Origin of the sequence: Pseudomonas zhanjiangensis (assembly GCF_041027545.1) — a bacterium.
GTDB classification, from domain to species: domain Bacteria; phylum Pseudomonadota; class Gammaproteobacteria; order Pseudomonadales; family Pseudomonadaceae; genus Aquipseudomonas; species Aquipseudomonas zhanjiangensis.
On record NZ_JBFTEG010000005.1, the window covers coordinates 54001 to 71383 of the forward strand.

At 66.8% G+C, this 17383-nt stretch carries 17 protein-coding genes; 9 read left to right on the forward strand and 8 right to left on the reverse strand.

The window, feature by feature from the left end:
- Window positions 1–20: 20 nt before the first annotated feature.
- The 3 genes from lapG to AB5S05_RS08530 are packed head-to-tail and all read right to left on the reverse strand — an operon-like array spanning window position 21 to window position 1779.
- Window positions 21–731: a cysteine protease LapG gene (gene lapG / locus AB5S05_RS08520; RefSeq protein ID WP_369287072.1), complete on the reverse strand. Its 711-nt coding sequence runs from the start codon at window positions 729–731 to the stop codon at window positions 21–23.
- 52 nt (window positions 732–783) lie between these two features.
- Window positions 784–1176, reverse strand: a complete 393-nt coding sequence (locus AB5S05_RS08525; RefSeq protein ID WP_369287073.1) for a YbaN family protein — start codon at window positions 1174–1176, stop codon at window positions 784–786.
- Window positions 1177–1191: 15 nt separating this feature from the next.
- The gene (locus tag AB5S05_RS08530) at window positions 1192–1779 is read right to left on the reverse strand and encodes a YecA/YgfB family protein (RefSeq protein WP_369287074.1); all 588 of its coding nucleotides are present in this window, start codon (window positions 1777–1779) and stop codon (window positions 1192–1194) included.
- Between the two features lie 163 nt (window positions 1780–1942).
- Here AB5S05_RS08530 and recQ point away from each other — a divergent pair, with 163 nt between their 5' ends.
- The 7 genes from recQ (at window position 1943) to AB5S05_RS08565 (ending at window position 11150) form a co-directional block, all read left to right on the forward strand.
- Window positions 1943–4069: a DNA helicase RecQ gene (recQ, locus tag AB5S05_RS08535; RefSeq protein WP_369287075.1), complete on the forward strand. Its 2127-nt coding sequence runs from the start codon at window positions 1943–1945 to the stop codon at window positions 4067–4069.
- 118 nt (window positions 4070–4187) lie between these two features.
- Complete coding sequence (locus AB5S05_RS08540; RefSeq protein WP_369287076.1) at window positions 4188–5366, forward strand: GGDEF domain-containing protein; 1179 nt, start codon at window positions 4188–4190, stop codon at window positions 5364–5366.
- Between the two features lie 133 nt (window positions 5367–5499).
- Entirely contained in the window at window positions 5500–6516 is a 1017-nt protein-coding gene (locus AB5S05_RS08545; RefSeq protein WP_369287077.1) for a DUF2804 domain-containing protein, read from the forward strand.
- Window positions 6517–6604: 88 nt separating this feature from the next.
- On the forward strand, window positions 6605–7039 hold the full coding sequence (locus tag AB5S05_RS08550) for a MarR family transcriptional regulator (RefSeq protein ID WP_369287078.1): 435 nt from the start codon (window positions 6605–6607) through the stop codon (window positions 7037–7039).
- On the forward strand, window positions 7039–8442 hold the full coding sequence (locus tag AB5S05_RS08555) for a DHA2 family efflux MFS transporter permease subunit (protein WP_369287079.1): 1404 nt from the start codon (window positions 7039–7041) through the stop codon (window positions 8440–8442). The genes AB5S05_RS08550 and AB5S05_RS08555 overlap by 1 nt, the downstream gene beginning before the upstream one ends.
- Before the next feature lie 261 nt (window positions 8443–8703).
- Window positions 8704–10776, forward strand: coding sequence for a FimV/HubP family polar landmark protein (locus tag AB5S05_RS08560; RefSeq protein WP_369287080.1), 2073 nt, complete (start codon window positions 8704–8706; stop codon window positions 10774–10776).
- A gap of 80 nt (window positions 10777–10856) precedes the next feature.
- Window positions 10857–11150 carry an Rdx family protein gene (locus AB5S05_RS08565; RefSeq protein ID WP_369287081.1) on the forward strand — a complete coding sequence of 98 codons (294 nt, stop codon included), beginning with the start codon at window positions 10857–10859 and terminating at the stop codon, window positions 11148–11150.
- Here AB5S05_RS08565 and AB5S05_RS08570 read toward each other — a convergent pair whose 3' ends face one another.
- The 3 genes from AB5S05_RS08570 to AB5S05_RS08580 form a co-directional block, all read right to left on the reverse strand.
- Complete coding sequence (locus tag AB5S05_RS08570) at window positions 11151–12002, reverse strand: DMT family transporter (RefSeq protein ID WP_369287082.1); 852 nt, start codon at window positions 12000–12002, stop codon at window positions 11151–11153.
- A complete protein-coding gene (locus AB5S05_RS08575; RefSeq protein WP_369287083.1) occupies window positions 11999–12334 on the reverse strand; it encodes a tRNA-binding protein in 336 nt (111 codons plus the stop codon). The genes AB5S05_RS08570 and AB5S05_RS08575 overlap by 4 nt, the downstream gene beginning before the upstream one ends.
- A gap of 83 nt (window positions 12335–12417) precedes the next feature.
- Entirely contained in the window at window positions 12418–13170 is a 753-nt protein-coding gene (locus tag AB5S05_RS08580) for an AraC family transcriptional regulator (RefSeq protein WP_369287084.1), read from the reverse strand.
- Window positions 13171–13305: 135 nt separating this feature from the next.
- Between AB5S05_RS08580 and AB5S05_RS08585 the strand changes: the two genes are divergently transcribed.
- Complete coding sequence (locus AB5S05_RS08585; RefSeq protein ID WP_369287085.1) at window positions 13306–14130, forward strand: UDP-2,3-diacylglucosamine diphosphatase; 825 nt, start codon at window positions 13306–13308, stop codon at window positions 14128–14130.
- Window positions 14127–15161 (forward strand): glycosyltransferase family 4 protein, encoded by a 1035-nt coding sequence (locus tag AB5S05_RS08590; RefSeq protein WP_369287086.1) that lies wholly within the window; start codon window positions 14127–14129, stop codon window positions 15159–15161. The genes AB5S05_RS08585 and AB5S05_RS08590 overlap by 4 nt, the downstream gene beginning before the upstream one ends.
- A 99-nt stretch (window positions 15162–15260) precedes the next feature.
- Here AB5S05_RS08590 and AB5S05_RS08595 read toward each other — a convergent pair whose 3' ends face one another.
- Complete coding sequence (locus AB5S05_RS08595; protein ID WP_369287087.1) at window positions 15261–16649, reverse strand: adenylate/guanylate cyclase domain-containing protein; 1389 nt, start codon at window positions 16647–16649, stop codon at window positions 15261–15263.
- A gap of 138 nt (window positions 16650–16787) precedes the next feature.
- On the reverse strand, window positions 16788–17372 hold the full coding sequence (locus AB5S05_RS08600; protein ID WP_369287088.1) for an HD domain-containing protein: 585 nt from the start codon (window positions 17370–17372) through the stop codon (window positions 16788–16790).
- Window positions 17373–17383 lie beyond the last annotated feature (11 nt).

The following is a 17383-nucleotide window of genomic DNA, read 5'->3' on the forward strand; positions in this document are numbered from 1 at the left end:
GCAACCCCGTTCAACAGAGCCTAGCCGTCGCCGATGGCGAAGCCCTCGGCGCGCATCTTTTTCAGTAGATCCTGCCAGCGCGACAGCTTCTTGCTATCGCCCTTGGACTGCCTGGCTCCTGGCAGGTACAGCCCCTCGGCATTGAAGGCGTAGACCGGAAGCAGGTCGCGGCGCTGCGAGGCCGGACGGATGTCATCGATCAGGTTGTCCAGCACCAGGGGCTCGGCGCCTGGGCTGGCGTAGTAGGTCAGCACCATATGGGCCTGGTTGAGCCTGAGCGCCTTGACATAGGTGATGCGCAGTTTGGCGCTGGGAACGCCAAGCTGGCGCAGACTGAAGTACTTGGCGATCGCGTAGTCCTCGCAGTCGCCGGCCCCTCGTACCAGCGATTCGACGGGAGTGGCCCAATAGTCGACCTGGTGCCAGAGGGCGTTGTCGTCGGTGAAGCGCAACTGGCGGTTGAAGAAGTGGTTGACCTGCGCCAGGCGTTCCATTTCCGGCAGCTGCCTACTGCCGGCGGTCAGGGCTTGCCAGGCCAGGAGGCGGTCTCTGGCACTGCCGAGCGGACCGTAGCGCTGCTCGGCCCGGCCGATGATCAGGGTGAAGTCCCAGTCGGCCCAGGCGCTGCCCAGCGCGAGCAGGGCGGCGAGCGATCCGCTGATGGTGAGACGCGACCAGTGGCGGACCACTTGCCATCCTGCAAGCCGCTGCCATGGCCGCATCTTTCGCATCTCCTGCCGGGATGGAGAGAGTCTAGGCGCTCTGTGCGGGGGCGGCGTCCGCTCAGCGACGGGTCTTCTGCTTGAGGATATAGAGGCTCACCAGCACCGCACTGGTCAGCATGAAGGCCCGGGCCCACGGCAGCGGGACCAGGTAGCAGGACAGGGCGATGCTGCTCCACATCAGGCCGAGCGCATAGACCTTGGCCTTGCGCGGCAGGCCCTGGCCCTCGAGGTAGTCGCGGATCCAGGGGCCGAGGCGCGGATGCAGCACCAGCCACAGGTAGAAGCGCCGCGAGCTGCGCACGAAGCAGGCGGCGGCCAGCAACAGGAAGGGAGTGGTCGGCAGCACCGGGAGGAAGATACCGATCACGCCGAGTGCGACGCTCAGCCAGCCGATTGCCAGGAGCGCAAAGCGGATGGCCGGGTTGCGCTTTATCTCTACTTCATACGCCATGGGCCTGGCGCGGGCTCAGTGGTGGCGGGGCTTGAGCAGCGCAGGCTTCTCTTCCGGGGCGTTGAACAGCAGGAACAGCGCCGTCAGCAGTTCGGGGATCTGCTCGACCATGCTGTCGACCAGGTCGCGGTCGTTGGCGATCTCGGCAAATTCGGCTTGCTCCTCAAACAGGCCGGAGCCGACCATGATTGGCAGCAGCAGTTCGCTGACCTCGTCTTCGGCGTCGTCGAACCAGGCCGCCTCGCGCAGGAACACCCCTTCCATGAAGCCGATGCACCAGCCGCGCAGGTCGGAGTCGTCGGGGTCGTCGCCCAGGTCCAGGGCGCAGGGCAGTTCGGGGTCGTCATCGCTGGCCAGTTGTCGGGCAATATGCGCCTGTAGCTGCACCAGGGTGGCTTCGATCTCCTCGCGTTCGGCGTCGCTGCGATAGTGCGGCGGCTCGGCGAACAGCGCATCGATCCATTCGCGCTCGGGTACCCGGTCCGGGCAGATCGACAGCGCGGTCAGGTAGCCATGGGCGGCGACATAGTCCAAGGCCTCATCGTGCAGCTCATCGGCGTCGAGGAAGGCTTGCAGGTGGGACAGTTGCTCGGCGAAGGACATCGTGGGACTACCTTGAGGGGGGAACGATGATGAATTCTAGTCTAGACCCGCCGCAGCAGCTATAGCGCGGGGCAAATGCAGGGCGGAATCGACAGGCCGGCGGATCGAAAGCCTGCCCGGCGAGCACTTGCGTATAATGCCCCGCTCGATTCGGAGGCCTCCCATGCTCGACCCATCACTGCGCATCCTCAAAGACGTGTTCGGCTACGACAGCTTTCGGGGGCGTCAGGGGGCGATCATCGAGCGGGTGGCCGGCGGCGGCGACGCCCTGGTACTGATGCCGACCGGCGGCGGCAAGTCGCTGTGCTTTCAGGTCCCCGCGCTGTTGCGCGAGGGCCTGGCGGTGGTGGTTTCGCCGCTGATCGCCTTGATGGACGATCAGGTCGCGACCCTGGACGAGCTGGGGGTGGCGGCGGTGGCCCTGAACTCCAGCCTGGGCGCCGATGAACAGCGCGAGATCGCCGAGCGCATCCGGCGCGGCGAGGTCAAGATGCTCTACCTGGCGCCCGAGCGCCTGGTCCAGCCGCGCATGCTGGCGTTCCTGCAAGGCTTGCAGATCGCCCTGTTCGCCATCGACGAGGCCCATTGCGTGTCGCAGTGGGGCCACGACTTCCGCCCGGAATACCTGCAGCTGGGCCAGCTCGCCGAGCTGTTTCCCGAGGTGCCGCGCATCGCCCTGACCGCCACCGCCGACCGGCGCACCCGCGAGGAAATCGTCACCCGCCTGCACCTGCAGGACGCCGAGCGCTTCCTGTCGAGTTTCGACCGGCCGAACATCTTCTACCGCATCGTTCCCAAGGAGCAGCCGCGCAAGCAGCTGCTGAACTTCCTGGCGGCGCGCAAGGGCGATGCCGGCATCGTCTACTGCCTGTCGCGCAAGAAGGTCGAGGAAGTCGCCGCCTTCCTCAGCGAACAGGGCTTCCCGGCGCTGCCGTACCACGCCGGGCTGGCCAATGACCTCCGCGCCTATCACCAGAAGCGCTTCCTCAACGAGGAGGGGCTGATTATGGTGGCGACCATCGCCTTCGGCATGGGCATCGACAAGCCCAACGTGCGTTTCGTCGCCCACCTCGACCTGCCCAAGTCGCTGGAGGCCTATTACCAGGAGACCGGCCGGGCCGGTCGCGATGGCCTGCCGGCGGATGCCTGGATGGCCTATGGCCTGCAGGACGTGATCTTTCTCAAGCAGATGCTCAACAACTCCGAGGGCGACGAGCGGCACAAGCGGGTCGAGCAACACAAGCTCGATGCCATGCTCGCCCTCTGCGAGGAGACCCGCTGCCGACGCCAGGTGCTGCTGGCCTATTTCGACGAGGAGATGGCACAGCCCTGTGGCCACTGCGACAACTGCATCGACGGCGTGCAGACCTGGGATGCCACCGAGCCGGCGCGCCAGGCCCTGTCGGCGATCTACCGCAGCGGCCAGCGCTATGGCGTCGGTCACCTGGTCGATCTGCTGCTCGGCCGCGACAACGACAAGGTGCGCAGCCTAGGCCATCAGCACCTGTCGGTGTTTGGCGTCGGCAAGGCGCTCGGCGAGAGTGAGTGGCGCTCGCTGTTCCGTCAGCTGGTGGCCCGCGGCCTGGCCGATGTCGACCTCGAAGGCTTTGGCGGGCTGCGCCTGTCCGACAGTTGCCGACCCCTGCTGCGTGGCGAGGTGAGTCTGCAGTTGCGTCGCGACCTGAAACCGGCGCAAGGCAGCAAGGCCTCCAGCAGCGCGGCCAGCCAACTGGTTCGCGGCGATGAGCGCGAGCAGTGGGAGGCCCTGCGCGCCCTGCGCCGCAAGCTCGCGGAGGAGCATGGGGTGCCGCCTTATGTGATCTTCCCCGATGCCACCCTGCTGGAGATGCTGCGCAGCCAGCCGACCACGCTGGCGCAGATGGCGACGGTCAGTGGCGTCGGCGCGCGCAAGCTGGAGCGCTACGGCGAGGCCTTTCTCGAGGTGCTGGCTGGCACGGCCGAGGCGCCGCAGGTGGTCAGCGACCTGCGCCATGAGCTGACCAGCCTGGCACGCGCCGGCATGACCCCGCAGCAGATCGCCGGCCAGCTCAACTGCAGCGAGAAGAGTGTCTATGCGCTGCTGGCCGAGGCCATCGGCAGCCAGCAGTTGTCCCTCGAGCAGGCGCTGGATTTGCCCGAGGCGCTGCTGGGCGAGATCCAGGATGCCTTCCTCGACGGCGAAGGCGAACTGCCGCCCGTGGCGGCGATCAGCCAATCCTTCGCCGGCCGGGTCGAGGAGGGCGTGCTGCACTGCGTGCGTGCTGCACTGCAGGCGGAGTTCGAGGCCTGATGCCAGGCGCGGCAGGTTCGATCGGAGTGTCAGACTGCTGACGCGGTTAATCGACAATCTTGTGGCGTTACCGGCTTGCGGCTAAGGTGTGCGCAAGCCTCCAGCAGATGAGTTCAAGGTGTCCCTTCCTCACGCCTGGTTGGACGATGTGCGTCCCAGCCCCTATGCCGATCAGCTTGCCCTGGGGTTTCGCTGGCTGCGCTTCGTCCGGCCGCTCGAGCGGGAATACCGCAGCTCTAAATCGGACGACTATTTCGAACTCAAGCGTATCGCCCTGAGCGTCGCCATGCTGTTGTGGCTGGCCTTTGCGGTGTTCGACGGGATCCAGGTGCAGCAGCCTTTTCTCGCCTGGATCCTCATGGTGCGCCTGGCGGTGTTCGTGCTGTTGCTGGTCTGCGCGGGGCTGATCCTGCAGCGCAAGCATCGGGACCTGCTGCAGCCCTTGAGCCTGCTGTGCATTCTGGCGCTTGGGGTGGGCGCCGCCCTGGTCGTGGGGATCGCTCACCAGGCCGACCCGAATTACCCCTATGAGGGCTTGCTGCTGGTCAGCATGGCCGCCTACTTTGTGGTCGGTTTGCGCCTGGGCGAGGCCCTGTTCTGCGCCGCGGTGGTGCTGCTGGTGTACCTGTGTGCCGAGCTGTGGGCGGGATTGCCGGCCGCGCGGCTGATCAACAACCTGCTGTTTCTGTCGTTTGGCAACCTGATCGGCGCCATCGGCTGCTACCTGCTCGAATACAAGTCCCGCGAGCATTTTCTGATCAGCCGGCTGATGCAGGTGCTGGCCGAACACGACAGCCTGACCGGGCTGCACAATCGGCGCAGTTTCAACCGTCATTTCGCCCGCCTGCTGGGCCAGGCGCGGCGTGCGCATCAGTCCCTGGCCCTGCTGCTGTGTGATATCGACCACTTCAAGGCCTACAACGATTGCCACGGCCACCAGGCCGGCGACCACGCGCTGCAGCGCGTGGGGGCGCTGCAGCGCGTGGGGGCGCTGCTACAGGACGCTGCGCGGCGCCCGCTGGACATGGCCGTGCGCCTGGGCGGCGAGGAGTTTGCCGTGTTGCTGTACGACATCCCCGCGGCCGAGGCGCTGGGGCGGGCCGAGGCGCTGCGTATCGGCCTGGAGCAGCAGATGATCGAGCACCCCGGTTCCGCCACCGCTTCGGTGTTGACCATGTCCATCGGCGTCGCCTACCTGTCGCCAGTCGAGGGTGGCGAGTTGACCCAGTTGTACGAGCGCGCCGATCGGGCGCTGTACGAGGCCAAGGCCTTCGGTCGCAACCGGGTCGCGACCTAGCCGCTGCCTTCGCCCATCGCTGCCGGCGCTGCAGTCTGACCGATTTTGCCCCAACAGATGGCGTCGCCGGTGAATGCCCGGACCGCTACGCCGGTGCTAGCATCGACGGCCTTTGCCTGGGAGTTTCTATCTGATGGATCGACTGATTCAAGCCAACGGCCAACCCCATTTCGGCATCTTTGCCGAGGCCCCCGGGCTGATCAATCACCGCGACTTCGACTTCCGCTCACCCATGGGCCGGCGCCTGGGAAGCCTGGCCAAATGGCGGCGTTTTCACCAGTTCCAGTACTTCGGCCTGATCAGCGACCAGCTGATCGGCGGCTGCGCCCTGGCCGACTTGAGCCTGGCCGGGGTCGGTTTCGTCTACCTGTTCCATCCGCCCAGCGGGCGCATGCTCGAGCGCCAGTTCAAGCTGCCCCTGGGCCTGGGCACGCGTTTCTCCCAGCGGCCGGACGACGGCATCTGCCAGCTGCGCAGCGGCCGCAACCTGTTGCGTTTGGAGAACCTCGGCGCCTCGCGGGAAAAGCGCCTGCTGGTCGAGCTGGATGACGGCCTGCGCATCGATGCACGCTTCTCCGAGAGCGAGCCCGGTTTCCAGCCGATGTGCCTGAACACCCCCACTGCGGTGAATGGTTGGACCTATGCCCAGAAAGTGGCCGGTGTGCGCTGCAGTGGCCGGGTCAGCAGCAGCCTGGGCGATTTCGACCTGGCGGCCATCGACGCCTTTGCCCATCACGACTGGACGGCCGGCTACATGCGCCCGCAAACCCACTGGAACTGGGCCTGCCTGTCCGGCCAGGCGGCTGGCCGGCGGGTCGGCCTGAACCTGTCCTGTGGCGTCAACGAGACCAGCTTCACCGAGAACTGCTACTGGCTGGACGGCGAACTGATCAAGGTCGACACCGTGCGCTTCGCCTTCGACCGCGAGCAGCCGCTGCAACCCTGGGCCATCGACTCCCATGATGGCCAGGTGGCGCTGCGTTTCGAGGCGCGGGGGTTGCACCGCCAGCGCAGTAACCTGGGTATTCTCGCCAGCGACTTCAAGCAGGTGTTCGGCCGCTTCTGCGGCGTCCTGCGCCCGGCCGGGCGGGACCAAGTGGTGATCGACAACCTCTGGGGTTTTGTCGAGGATCAGTACGTGAAGTGGTGAGGCGAGTGTGCGTGGGGCTTGCCTCCGTCGAGTTGTTCTGGTTAGCTGGCTAATTATTAGTTTTTGACGATTATAAGAGCCGTTATCCATGTCGCAATCCGATCAACACCGCTTCGCCATGCAAGTCGCTCAGCTATCCCGTGCCTGGCGCGCTGAAATGGACCGCCGCCTGGTCGGCCTGGGTCTGTCCCAGGCGCGCTGGCTGGTGCTGCTGCACCTGTCGCGCTTCGATGAGCTACCTACCCAGCGCGAGCTGGCGCAAAGCGTCGGCGTCGAGGGGCCGACTCTGGCCCGTCTGCTCGATGGTCTGGAGTCGCAGGGGCTGGTCAGCCGTCAGGCCGTGCCGGAGGACCGCCGGGCGAAGAAGATCGCCCTCAGCCCCCAGGCCCAGCCATTGATCGAGAAGATCGAGGCCATCTCCACCCAACTGCGCCTGGAGGTGTTCGCCGGCATCGACGAGGACGACCTGCGCCGCTGCCAGCAGGTGCACAAGCGGATTCTGAGTAACCTGGAAAAGCGCTGATGGGGCAGGACCTGCCCGCCCTGCAGGCGCGCTTCGGCGCGCGCTACCCGCAGTGGCTGCTGGCGGTATTGATGATTGGCAGCATGGCCATGGTGCTGGCCTCGACCAGTATCAACGTGGCGCTGCCGGCGATCATGGCGGATTTCGCCATTGGCCGGCCGCTGGCCCAGTGGCTGTCTACCGGCTTTCTCGCCGCAATGACCGCGGGCCTGTTGCTGGCCGCCTGGGCCCATGCGCGCTTGGGCGCGCGCCGCACCGCCCAGTTCGGCTTGCTGCTGTTCATCCTCAGCTCCCTGCTGGCCTTGGTGGCCCAGGCCGCCTGGCAACTGATCGCCCTGCGCGTGGTCCAGGGCCTGTGCGCCGGGATCATCCAGCCGCTGGCCGTGGTGCTGCTGTTTCGCATCTTCAGCGGCGGCGGGCGCGGCATGGCCCTGGGTCTCTACGGCCTGGGGGTGATGGTGGCGCCGACGCTGGGGCCGACCATCGGCGGCTATCTGGTCGACCACTTCGGTTGGGTGGCGGTGTTCTGGCTGCCGCTGCCGATGTGCCTGCTGGCCTTGTTCGGCGGGCAGTGGCTGTTGCCCAGCCGGCGCGAGAAAACCACGCCGTTTCTGGATGTCTGGGCCTTCGCGCTGCTGTGTCTGGGGCTGTTCGGCCTGCTCGGTGCCTTGGCCGAGGCGCAGCGTTTCGCCTGGCAGGCGCCAAGGGTGTGGGCGACTGCGTTGCTGGGCGTGCTGGCGGTCGCCGGTTTCCTCTGGCGCAGCGCCCACAGCGCGCATCCGCTGCTGCCTCTGCGGCTGTGGCGCCACACCGGCTTTCGCAATGCCGGCTGGGTGGCGTTGACCCTGGGCGTCGGCCTGTATGGCTCGACCTACCTGATCCCGCTCTACCTGCAAACCATCGAGGGCTACAGCGCCGGGCGCGCCGGCCTGTTGTTGCTGCCCACCGGCCTGCTGATGGGGATTGCCTCCTTTGCCGGCGGCTGGCTGAGCGATCGGCTGTCGGCGGCCATGCTGCTGGTCAGTGGTCTGCTGGTGTTCGCCGTGTCGGCCGGCGGCCTGGGCTGGCTCGGGCAGGGCGCCTCCTTTGCCGTGTTGTGTTTCTGGGCCTCGATCGGCCGGATCGGTCTCGGTCTGCTGCTGCCGGCCCTGAGTACCGGGTCACTGGACGTGCTCGGGCCGGAAGAGCTGGCCCAGGGCGCCGGCAGTATCACCTTCGTGCGTCAGCTTGGCGGGGCTTTTGGCGTCAATATTTTAACGTTTTTCCTCGAGTGGCGGCACGAGGCGGAGGGCGGCAATCTTCTCGCCGAGGCGCAGGCCTTCCAGCAGAGCTTCTGGTTGCTGGCCGCGGTCTTTGCCCTGACGGTTCTGGCCGCCTGGCGAGTCCGTGCGGTCAAGAGCTGACTGCTCGTCCGTCAGCTTGTCAGTTTATTGACTAATGCCCTGGGCTTTTGCGTATGATGGCCAACTGCTTTGATGCGGCCGGCGCGCGCGGGTGCGCAAGTCTGCGATTCACGGCCATACTGACTGACTAGCCGGGAGCGACAAGGAACGTAATTCCCGACGCAATAAATTTGCTGCGCCTTTCTCTCGTCACCGGCGGGATGCACACGCCTCGGTGTGGGTGATGCTATGAACGGCAGCAGGGTAACCGGGAGCGTCGATATGACTCGGGTTCAACAGTGGCTGCTGGGCCTCGCCTCCAGTTCGGCTTTTTATTCGGGCGTCGTGCCTGCCCTGGGGTTGGGTGAGATCACCCTGCATTCGGCGCTGAATCAGCCGCTGGAAGCTGAAATCGAGTTGCTGCAGGTCGCCGACCTCAGTGCCAGCGACCTGTCGGTGCGCCTGGCCCCGGCAGAGGTGTTCAGCCGTGCCGGCGTCGATCGCCTGGTATTTCTCAACGACCTGCGCTTCACCCCCCTGTTGCGCGGCAGCACCAGCGTGATTCGCGTGGTGTCGAACCAGCCGGTGCGTGAGCCCTACCTGAATTTCATCGTCGAGGTGGCGCGCCCCAACGGCCAGTTGCTGCGTGAGTACACCGTTCTGCTCGATCCGCCGGGGTCCTCCGCCTATCGGGCGCTGGCGACGGTTCCTGCCGCGCCCGCCGCGCCGGTGCGCACCTCGACCCTCGCCACGCCAGCGGTCCAGCCCGCCGCTACGCACGGGCAGCGTTATCGGGTGGTTGCCGGTGACAGCCTGTGGAAGATTGCCGCGCGTCTGCGCGCCGCCGGCAGCGAGGCGTCCCAGCATGCGCTGATGGGCGATATCCTGGCCCTCAATCCCCAGGCCTTCAGCAATGGCGACAGCAGCCAGCTACGTCTCGGCGCGGATCTGCTGCTGCCGGACTCCGCCGGTGTCGCCGCCGCGCCGCCGGTCGAGCCGCAGCTGGTGGCCGCCGCGCCTGCTGCGCCGGCGCCCGAGCCGATCGATTCGCAGGTCGAAATGCTTGCCCAGGCGCAGCAGCGGGTGGATCAGGAGCTGGCCGAGCAGGCAGCGGAGAATACCCAGCTGCAGCAGGGGCTGGCCGAGCTGCAGGCGCAACTGCAGCAGCTGCAGGCGCAGATGAGCGACAAGGATCGCCAGCTGGCCGAGTTGCAGGCCCAGTTGGCCGCGCGCGAGACGCTGCCCCAGGCATCCCAGGCGTCCGAAGCGCCAGTGCCGGTGCTGGAGGCGGCGCCAGCGACGGAACCGGCGAGCGGCGCCACTGGAGGCTGGCGAGCTGCGGGAGTGGCGGCATTGGCGGCGTTGCTGGCCGCCATTCTCGGGCTGGTCTGGCGCGGACGACGTCAGGCCGAGCAGCCGGCTCGGCACGAGCCGCAGCTGCCCGAGGTCGCTGCAAGCGAGGCTGGCACCCCGCAGCCATCGGCCCCGGTTGCGCCAGCGCCTGTGGCCGCACCTGTGGTGGCCACGCCGGCGGCGAAGGCGCCAGCGGCGCCGGTGGTGGTACCCGGCGATGCCCTGGAAGGCGCCAATATCTACATCGCCTTCGGCCGTCTTGGCGAGGCCGCCGCCGCCCTGCGCAAGGCACTGCAGGCCAATCCGCAGCGTAGCGATATCCGTTTCCGGCTGCTGGAGGTGCTGGCGCAGCAGGGCGATGCCCAGGCGTTCGCCCGCGAAGAGGCGATTCTGCGCGCCGCCGGCTTTACCGCGGCGCGGATCGACCAGCTCAAGGCGCGCCACCCGGAACTGTCTGCGCTCAACAGCGACCCGCTGGAGAATGCCGTGCTGGAGCTGGACGAGACGGCGCCCCTGGCTGGCGCCGAAGCCATGGTCGAGGACGACTTCCAGCTCAATCTCGACGACCTGTCGTTGGATGCGGACTGGGACCTGGTCAGCCCCTTTACCCCCGGTGGCAGCAACAAGGCCGACAGCGCGCCGGACTCGTTCGCCGATGCGCCGCCGCTCGGCCAGCCCGATGCGGCCGAGCTGGATGGCGATCGCGATCCGCGCAACCCCTTCGCCAAGTCGATGCTGGTGGAGGAAACCACGGCCGATGGCTGGCTGCAGGAAGGGCAGGAAACGGGCGAGCATGCCCTGGTGGGCGATGAGGCGACCTTTCTGGATGACCTCGATCAGTTGGCCGGCAGCCAGGCCAATCTCATCAAGCTCAACCAGGCCCTGGCCTACATCGAGCAAGGCAATCTGGGCAGCGCCTGCGACATGCTCAACGAGGTCATCAATGACGGCGATGACCAGCAGAAGCAGCAGGCGCGCAAGCTGCTGGCCAGGATCGCCTAGGCCGCGGCGGCGCGTGCCGGTCGGGCAGGCGCCGCGAGCCGAGGGCGTTATCATCACGGCCCAATATTCCGGAGTTCGCCATGGCCCCGCGCAAAGCCGAAGTGATCATTACCTATTGCACGCAGTGCCAGTGGCTGCTGCGTGCCGCCTGGTTGGCCCAGGAGTTGCTATCGACCTTTGCCGACGATCTGGCCAGGGTCAGCCTGGAGCCCGGGCGTGGCGGGGCGTTTCGTATCACCTGCGACGGCGTGCAGATCTGGGAGCGCAAGGCCGATGGCGGCTTCCCCGAGGCCAAGGTGCTCAAGCAGCGGGTACGCGACCAGATCGATCCGGGGCGCGACCTGGGCCACAGCGACCGGGTAGGCCAGGCCTGATCAGCGCGCCAGGCGGGCGGAGACGAAGATCGTCAGGATGATCAGGCAGCCGCCCAGGAACATGCGCAGGGTCGGTACCTCGCTGAACAGCCACCAGGCGAAGGCGATGCCGTAGACCGGCTCCAGGGCGAAGATCAGCGCGGCGCTGCGTGCCTTGAGCACGCGCAGGCTGGAGACGAACAGGCTGTGCGCCAGGCCGGTGCAGAATATCCCCAGCAGGGCCAGCCACAGCCAGCTGGACAGGCTGGTCGCGGCCAGCAGCGGCCAGGCGGCGGGCATGAAGCACAGCAGCACCGTGAGGTTCTGGCAGAGCGCCGCCCTGACCGGGTCGACCCCTGCCGTGCTGGCGCGGTTGAGCAGCGACAGCAGGGCAAACAGCAGGCCGGAAAATATCGCCCACAACAGGCCGGCGGTGGCCTGGCTATGCAGGTCGAACTCCGGCGTCACCAGCACCAGGCCCAGGCTGACCATGGCGACCATGGCGAACTCGCTGGGGCGCGTGCGCTCGCGAAACAGCAGGCCCTCCAGCAATACGGTGAAGGCCGGAAAACTGGCGAAGCCGAGGGTGGCGATGGCCACCCCGGAGACATTTACCGCCTCGAAGAAGCTCATCCAGTGACTGCCCAGCAGCAGGCCGCCGAGTGCCAGCGGGAGCAGTTGCCGCACGCCGCTGCGCGCGCCGCCTTTCTGGCCGAACAGCTGGGCGAACAGGGCCAGCGCCAGCACCGCGAACAGTGCGCGGCCGGTGGCGATGGCCAGGGCGTCGCTGGCCGCCAGCTTGCCGAAGATGCCCGACAGGCCGAACATCAGGGCGCCCAGATGAATGGCCAGCAGGGCCTTGCGTTCGCTCATGCCAGGCGCGAGCCGTTGGGTAGCGCACGGTCGAAGCCGGCCAGCACCACCTTGCCGTCGGCGTCGTGGACGCCCGTTACCAGAACCTCCGAGCGTACCCCGGCGATGCGCTTGGCGGCGAAGTTGCACACGCACAAAACCTGGCGCCCGAGCAACTCGGCGCAGCCATAGTGCTCGGTGATCTGGGCGCTGGAGGTCTTCACACCCAGCTCGCCGAGGTCAATGGTCAGTATGTAGGCCGGCTTGCGCGCCTTGCTGTTGGGTTCGGCCGACACGACCGTGCCCACGCGCAATTCCACCCGCTGGAAATCGTCCCATTCGATCTGCTGCATGCTGCCTCCGTTGCGATAACCGCGAGCAGTCTAGGGGCGCCGCGGGGCGATTGTCTGTCGCCGGACTCGCGGATTTTGTCGCGCTACTCGCGGCGCTGGCGCAAGGCGCGCGGGGTGCAGCCGAAGCGCCGTGAGAGGGCGGCGGTGAAGGCGCTCTGCGAGCCATAGCCGACCCGCGCGGCGATCTCGCCGACGGCCAGCGGGCTGTTCTGCAGCAGGTCAAGGCCCAGCTGCAGGCGTCGGTTGCGCACGTGCTCCATCGGCGTCTGCCCGGTCTCGGCAAGAAAGCGCGCGTGGAAGCGCGCGGCGCTGAGCCCCGCCAGGCGCGCCAGGTCGGCGACCTGCAGGGGGTGGGCGGCGTGCTGGTCGATATAGGCATCGATGGCCGCCAGCGGCAGGCGCCGCGCTTCGCCCGGGTGGCCGCTCTCGCTGACCAGGCTGGCCAGCAGCAGTGCGGCGCCCTGCTCGGCGATCACCGGGTCGTTGCTCGGGTTGGCGGCGAGCCAGCCGACCAGCTGGCCCTGTGCCGGCGCCAGCTGCAGTGCGCCGGGATTGTCGAGCAGGCTGCGGCCGGCATCGGCATGCCGGCCCAGGCGCTGCAGCAGCCACTGCTCGGAGGGTACGTCGAGGACCAGGCAGCGGCTGCCGTCGCGGCTGCCGCAGGCATGCTGGGTGTCGGCCGGGACCACGGCGAAGGTCAGCTGGCTCACCTGGCTGCCACGACCGCAGACCTCGAAATCCAGCTGGCCACTGAGGCCGAAGACGATCTGCGCATGGCTGTGACTGTGGCTGAGCAGTTCATGGCTGTAGTGACGCAAGGAGAGCAGCGATGTCATGGCAAAGTCCTCTAACGAGCTGGTCAGTCTACCTGCCGCCGGGGCAAAGGCCAGCGTCATCGAACCGCCATGTGGGTGTCACAAACCCTTCACCGCCGCCGCGCAAGCTCGTCGAAACCCTGCCGGAGGCCGCCCATGAGCAGCGCACAACTGGCCAAGCCCAGCCACAAGCAACGTGTCCGAACCCTGTGGATCTCCGATGTGCACCTGGGCACCCGGGATTGTCAGGCCGAGCACCTGGCCAGCTTTCTCAAGCGCTACCAGGCCGACAAGGTCTATCTGGTCGGCGACATCATCGATGGCTGGCGGCTCAAGGGCGGCATCTACTGGCCGCAGGCGCATACCAATGTGATCCGCCGCCTGCTGACCATGAGCAAGCGCGGCACCGAGGTGATCTACGTCACCGGCAATCACGACGAGTTCCTGCGCGGCTACTCCAGCCTGGTGCTAGGCAATATCCAGCTGGTCGACGAGGCCGAGCACGTCACCGCCGATGGTCGCCGGCTGCTGGTGATCCATGGCGACCAGTTCGACGTGATCACCCGCTATCATCGCTGGCTGGCCTTTCTCGGCGACTCGGCCTACGAGTTCACCCTGACCCTCAATCGCTGGCTCAATCACTGGCGGCGGCGCTACGGCTACGGCTACTGGTCGCTCTCGGCCTACCTCAAGCACAAGGTCAAGAGCGCGGTGAACTTCATCAGCGACTTCGAGGAGGCCATCGCCCATGAGTGCAGCAAGCGCGGCTTCAATGGTGTGGTCTGCGGGCATATTCACCACGCCGAGATTCGCCCGATGGGCGAGGTCGAGTACCTGAACTGCGGCGACTGGGTGGAATCCTGCAGCGCGCTGATCGAGCACCTGGACGGGCATATCGAGCTGTACCGGCTGGCCGACGACCAGGCCCTGCAGGCCCAGCTGCCCGGCGTGGCGGAAGCCGCGATCGAGCCGGCGGCATGAGGATCCTGATCGTCAGCGATGCCTGGCTGCCCCAGGTCAACGGCGTGGTCACCAGCCTGCAGGCCCTGGTCGGCGAGCTGCGTGGCCTGGGTCATCAGGTCAAGCTGCTGTCGCCGCAGGACTTTCGCGCCTGGCCTTGCCCGTCCTATCCGGAGATCCCGCTGGTCTGGGATCTGTGGCGAGTGGGGCCGGCGATTCGCGCGTTCCAGCCCGACTGCGTGCATCTGGCCACCGAGGGGCCGCTTGGCTGGGCCGCGCGGCGCTGGCTGGGCAAGCGTGGCCTGGCGTTCTCCAGCGCCATCCATACGCGCTTTCCCGAGTACATCCATACCCGCTGGCCGTGGCTGCCCTTGCGCTGGGGCTACGCCTTCCTGCGCGCGTTCCATCGACCCAGTCGGCACGTGTTGGTGACCACCGAGCGGCTGCGCGAGGAGTTCGCCGGCCGGGGCCTGCAGCGCCTGGCCCTGTGGCGCAAGGGCGTCGATACCGCTCTGTTCCACCCCGGCGAGGGGCGGCCAGCGCCGGCCGCGCCGGTGTTCCTCTATGTCGGGCGTATCGCCCCGGAGAAGAACCTCGAAGCCTTGCTCGAGCTCGACCTGCCCGGGGAAGTCCGCGTGGTCGGCGATGGCCCGCAACGCGAGGCCCTGCAGGCGCGCTACCCGCGGGTCAGGTTTGTCGGCTACCGGCATGGCCAGGCCCTGGCCGATGCCTATCGCCAGGCCAGCGTGCTGGTATTCCCGTCGCGCACGGATACCTACGGCCTGGTGATGCTCGAGGCCCTGGCCTGCGGCACGCCGGTGGCGGCGTTTGCCGTTCCCGGTCCGCTGGACGTGCTGGAGGCGGGCGTCACCGGGGTGATGGCCGATGACCTGCGCGAGGCCTGCCTGGCCGCGCTGGAGCTGGATCGAGAGTGCTGCGCAGAGCGGGCGGCGCGACAATCCTGGGGCCATTCGGCGCTGGAGTTCCTCAGCCGCCAGCCACTGCTCGACGGCGAGCCCTGCCCGGGGCTGGAGCCGGTCGCGGAGCTGTAGACATAGGCCCGGGTGTCGCCTGCGCAAGCTGATTGGGGCGCGGCGATCAGGCTGTCATCGCCTCCACCAAAGAAGAAGCCGCCCGAGGGCGGCTTCCTGCTACATGATCACCTTGTCGCGCAGTTTCTCCGCGGCCTGCTGCAGCGCCTGGATCACCCGTTCCTTGTCGAAGTTCTGGATACCATTGGTGTCCAGGTACATGGAGAAGCCCGGCAGTTCGTGCTCGACGTAGCTGGAGCTGGCGCCCAGGTCGCGACGGAAGTCCACTACCTGGTAGATTTGCACCGGGCGGGAGAAGCCCTTGACGCTGATCTGGCCCTTGTCGCGGCACATGATCAGGTCCTTGACCAGCGAGTAGGTCTCGTGGGAGATGAGGATCTCCCCGGATTCGGCGGCGCTCTCCAGGCGGCTGGCCAGGTTCACGTCGCGGCCGATGATGGTGTAATCCATGCGCGTGTCGGCGCCGAAGTTGCCGACCGTGCAGTAGCCGGTGTTCAGGCCCATGCGGATCTCCAGGGGCTTGGTGATGCCCTGGGCGCGCCACTGCTGGCGCAGCACCTTCATGTGCTTGCGCATGGCGATGGCCATCGCGACCGCGGCCATGGCGTCCTTCTTGGCGCCCTTGCTGGAGGGGTCGCCAAAGAACACCATGACGCTGTCGCCGATGAACTTGTCGATGGTGCCGCCGTATTTCAGGCAGATCTTCGACATCTCGTTGAGGTAGCTGTTGAGCAGGTCGGTCAGGGCCTCGGCTTCCAGTTCCTCGGACAGCTCGGTGAAGCCCTTGATGTCGGAGAAGAACACCGTGAGCTTCTTGCGCTGGGTCTCCAGACGCACGGTCTTCTTGCCGCTGAAGATCGATTCCCATACCTGCGGCGACAGGTACTTGGCCAGGTTGCGCGCCAGCCGCGCGGCCTTTTCCTGCTCGCGCTTGATGTCGCTTTGTACCTGGGTCAGGCGGATACCCTGCTGGTTGACGAAGTAGGCGGTGATGAAGATGTACAGGCCGCTGCAGACGATGCTAACCAGGGCGACCAGCGGCGGTGTGTCGAGCTTCAGCTGCAGGTCGATGAGCATGCTGCTGAGCAGGCCGCCGCTGAAGGCGATCAGCGCCGCCAGGCCCAGGTAGCGCAGGCCGCCGATGACAAGCGAGCTGAACCCCAGGATCAGTAGGGCCATGAGGCTGGGAACCACCGAGAAGCCGAGCAGGGCCAGGGCCGCGCCGCTGTGCAGGGCGTCGACGAACAGCAGGATCTGTGCGGTTGCTTGCGGGTAATCGCGCTTGAAGCGCTGGCTCAGGTGATGGACCAGGTGGGGGTAGAGCAGGGCATAGGGCACCATCCACAGTATGTCGTAGCCGAAATGCTGGGTGTAGGTGCCCGCGGCGATGCTGGCAGCGATGGCGATATAGGCCAGCACCCGCGAGTAGTATTCGCGCAGTGGCGTGGTCGGCGCCGCACGGAGCCGGCTCGAGGTAATGGCATTCATGCGATGAAATGGATCCCTGCTGGATTTCTGACGCCTCTGCTGGGCGCTTGGGTAGTCTGCAAGCACTGGGCCAGGCTTGCGACAGAGCAGGGATCATAACCAAGCCGGGTAGGCCAGCCAAGCGGCGCATTCCGGCGCTCAGCGCTGGGTCGGCATGGCCGCCTGGTAGAGGGAGTTCTTCGGCCGGGCGAACACACGGCGCAGCATGGGCTCGAAGAAGCTCAGCGGCAGGTTGTCGTAGTCCGGGTCGAAGGCCGCGGCGTCGTAGCGTGCGCAGAACTCGATGGTTGCCTGGTACTGCGGGTGTTCCTTGAATTGCTCGCGCAGGTGGCGGTCCATGCCCAAGTGGTGGAAGAAGTAATAGCCCTGAAAGATCCCGTGTTTCTCGATCATCCAGTGATTTTCGGTGCTGACGAACGGCTTGAGGATGGCCGCGGCGATGTCCGGGTGGTTGTAGCTGCCCAGGGTGTCGCCGATGTCGTGCAGCAGCGCGCAGATCACGTATTCCTCGTCGCGCCCGTCGCGATGGGCGCGGCTGGCGGTTTGCAGCGAATGGGTCAGGCGGTCGACCGGAAAGCCGCCGAAGTCGCCGTCGAGCAGCTGCAGGTGATCGAGGATGCGCCCAGGCAGTTGCGCGGCGTAGGCGCTGAAGTCCTGGGCGATGATGGCCCAGTCCTCGGCCGTGCCGTCCTGCATGTGGGTGAAGCGGGCATGGGCATTCATCGGCTGTCTCC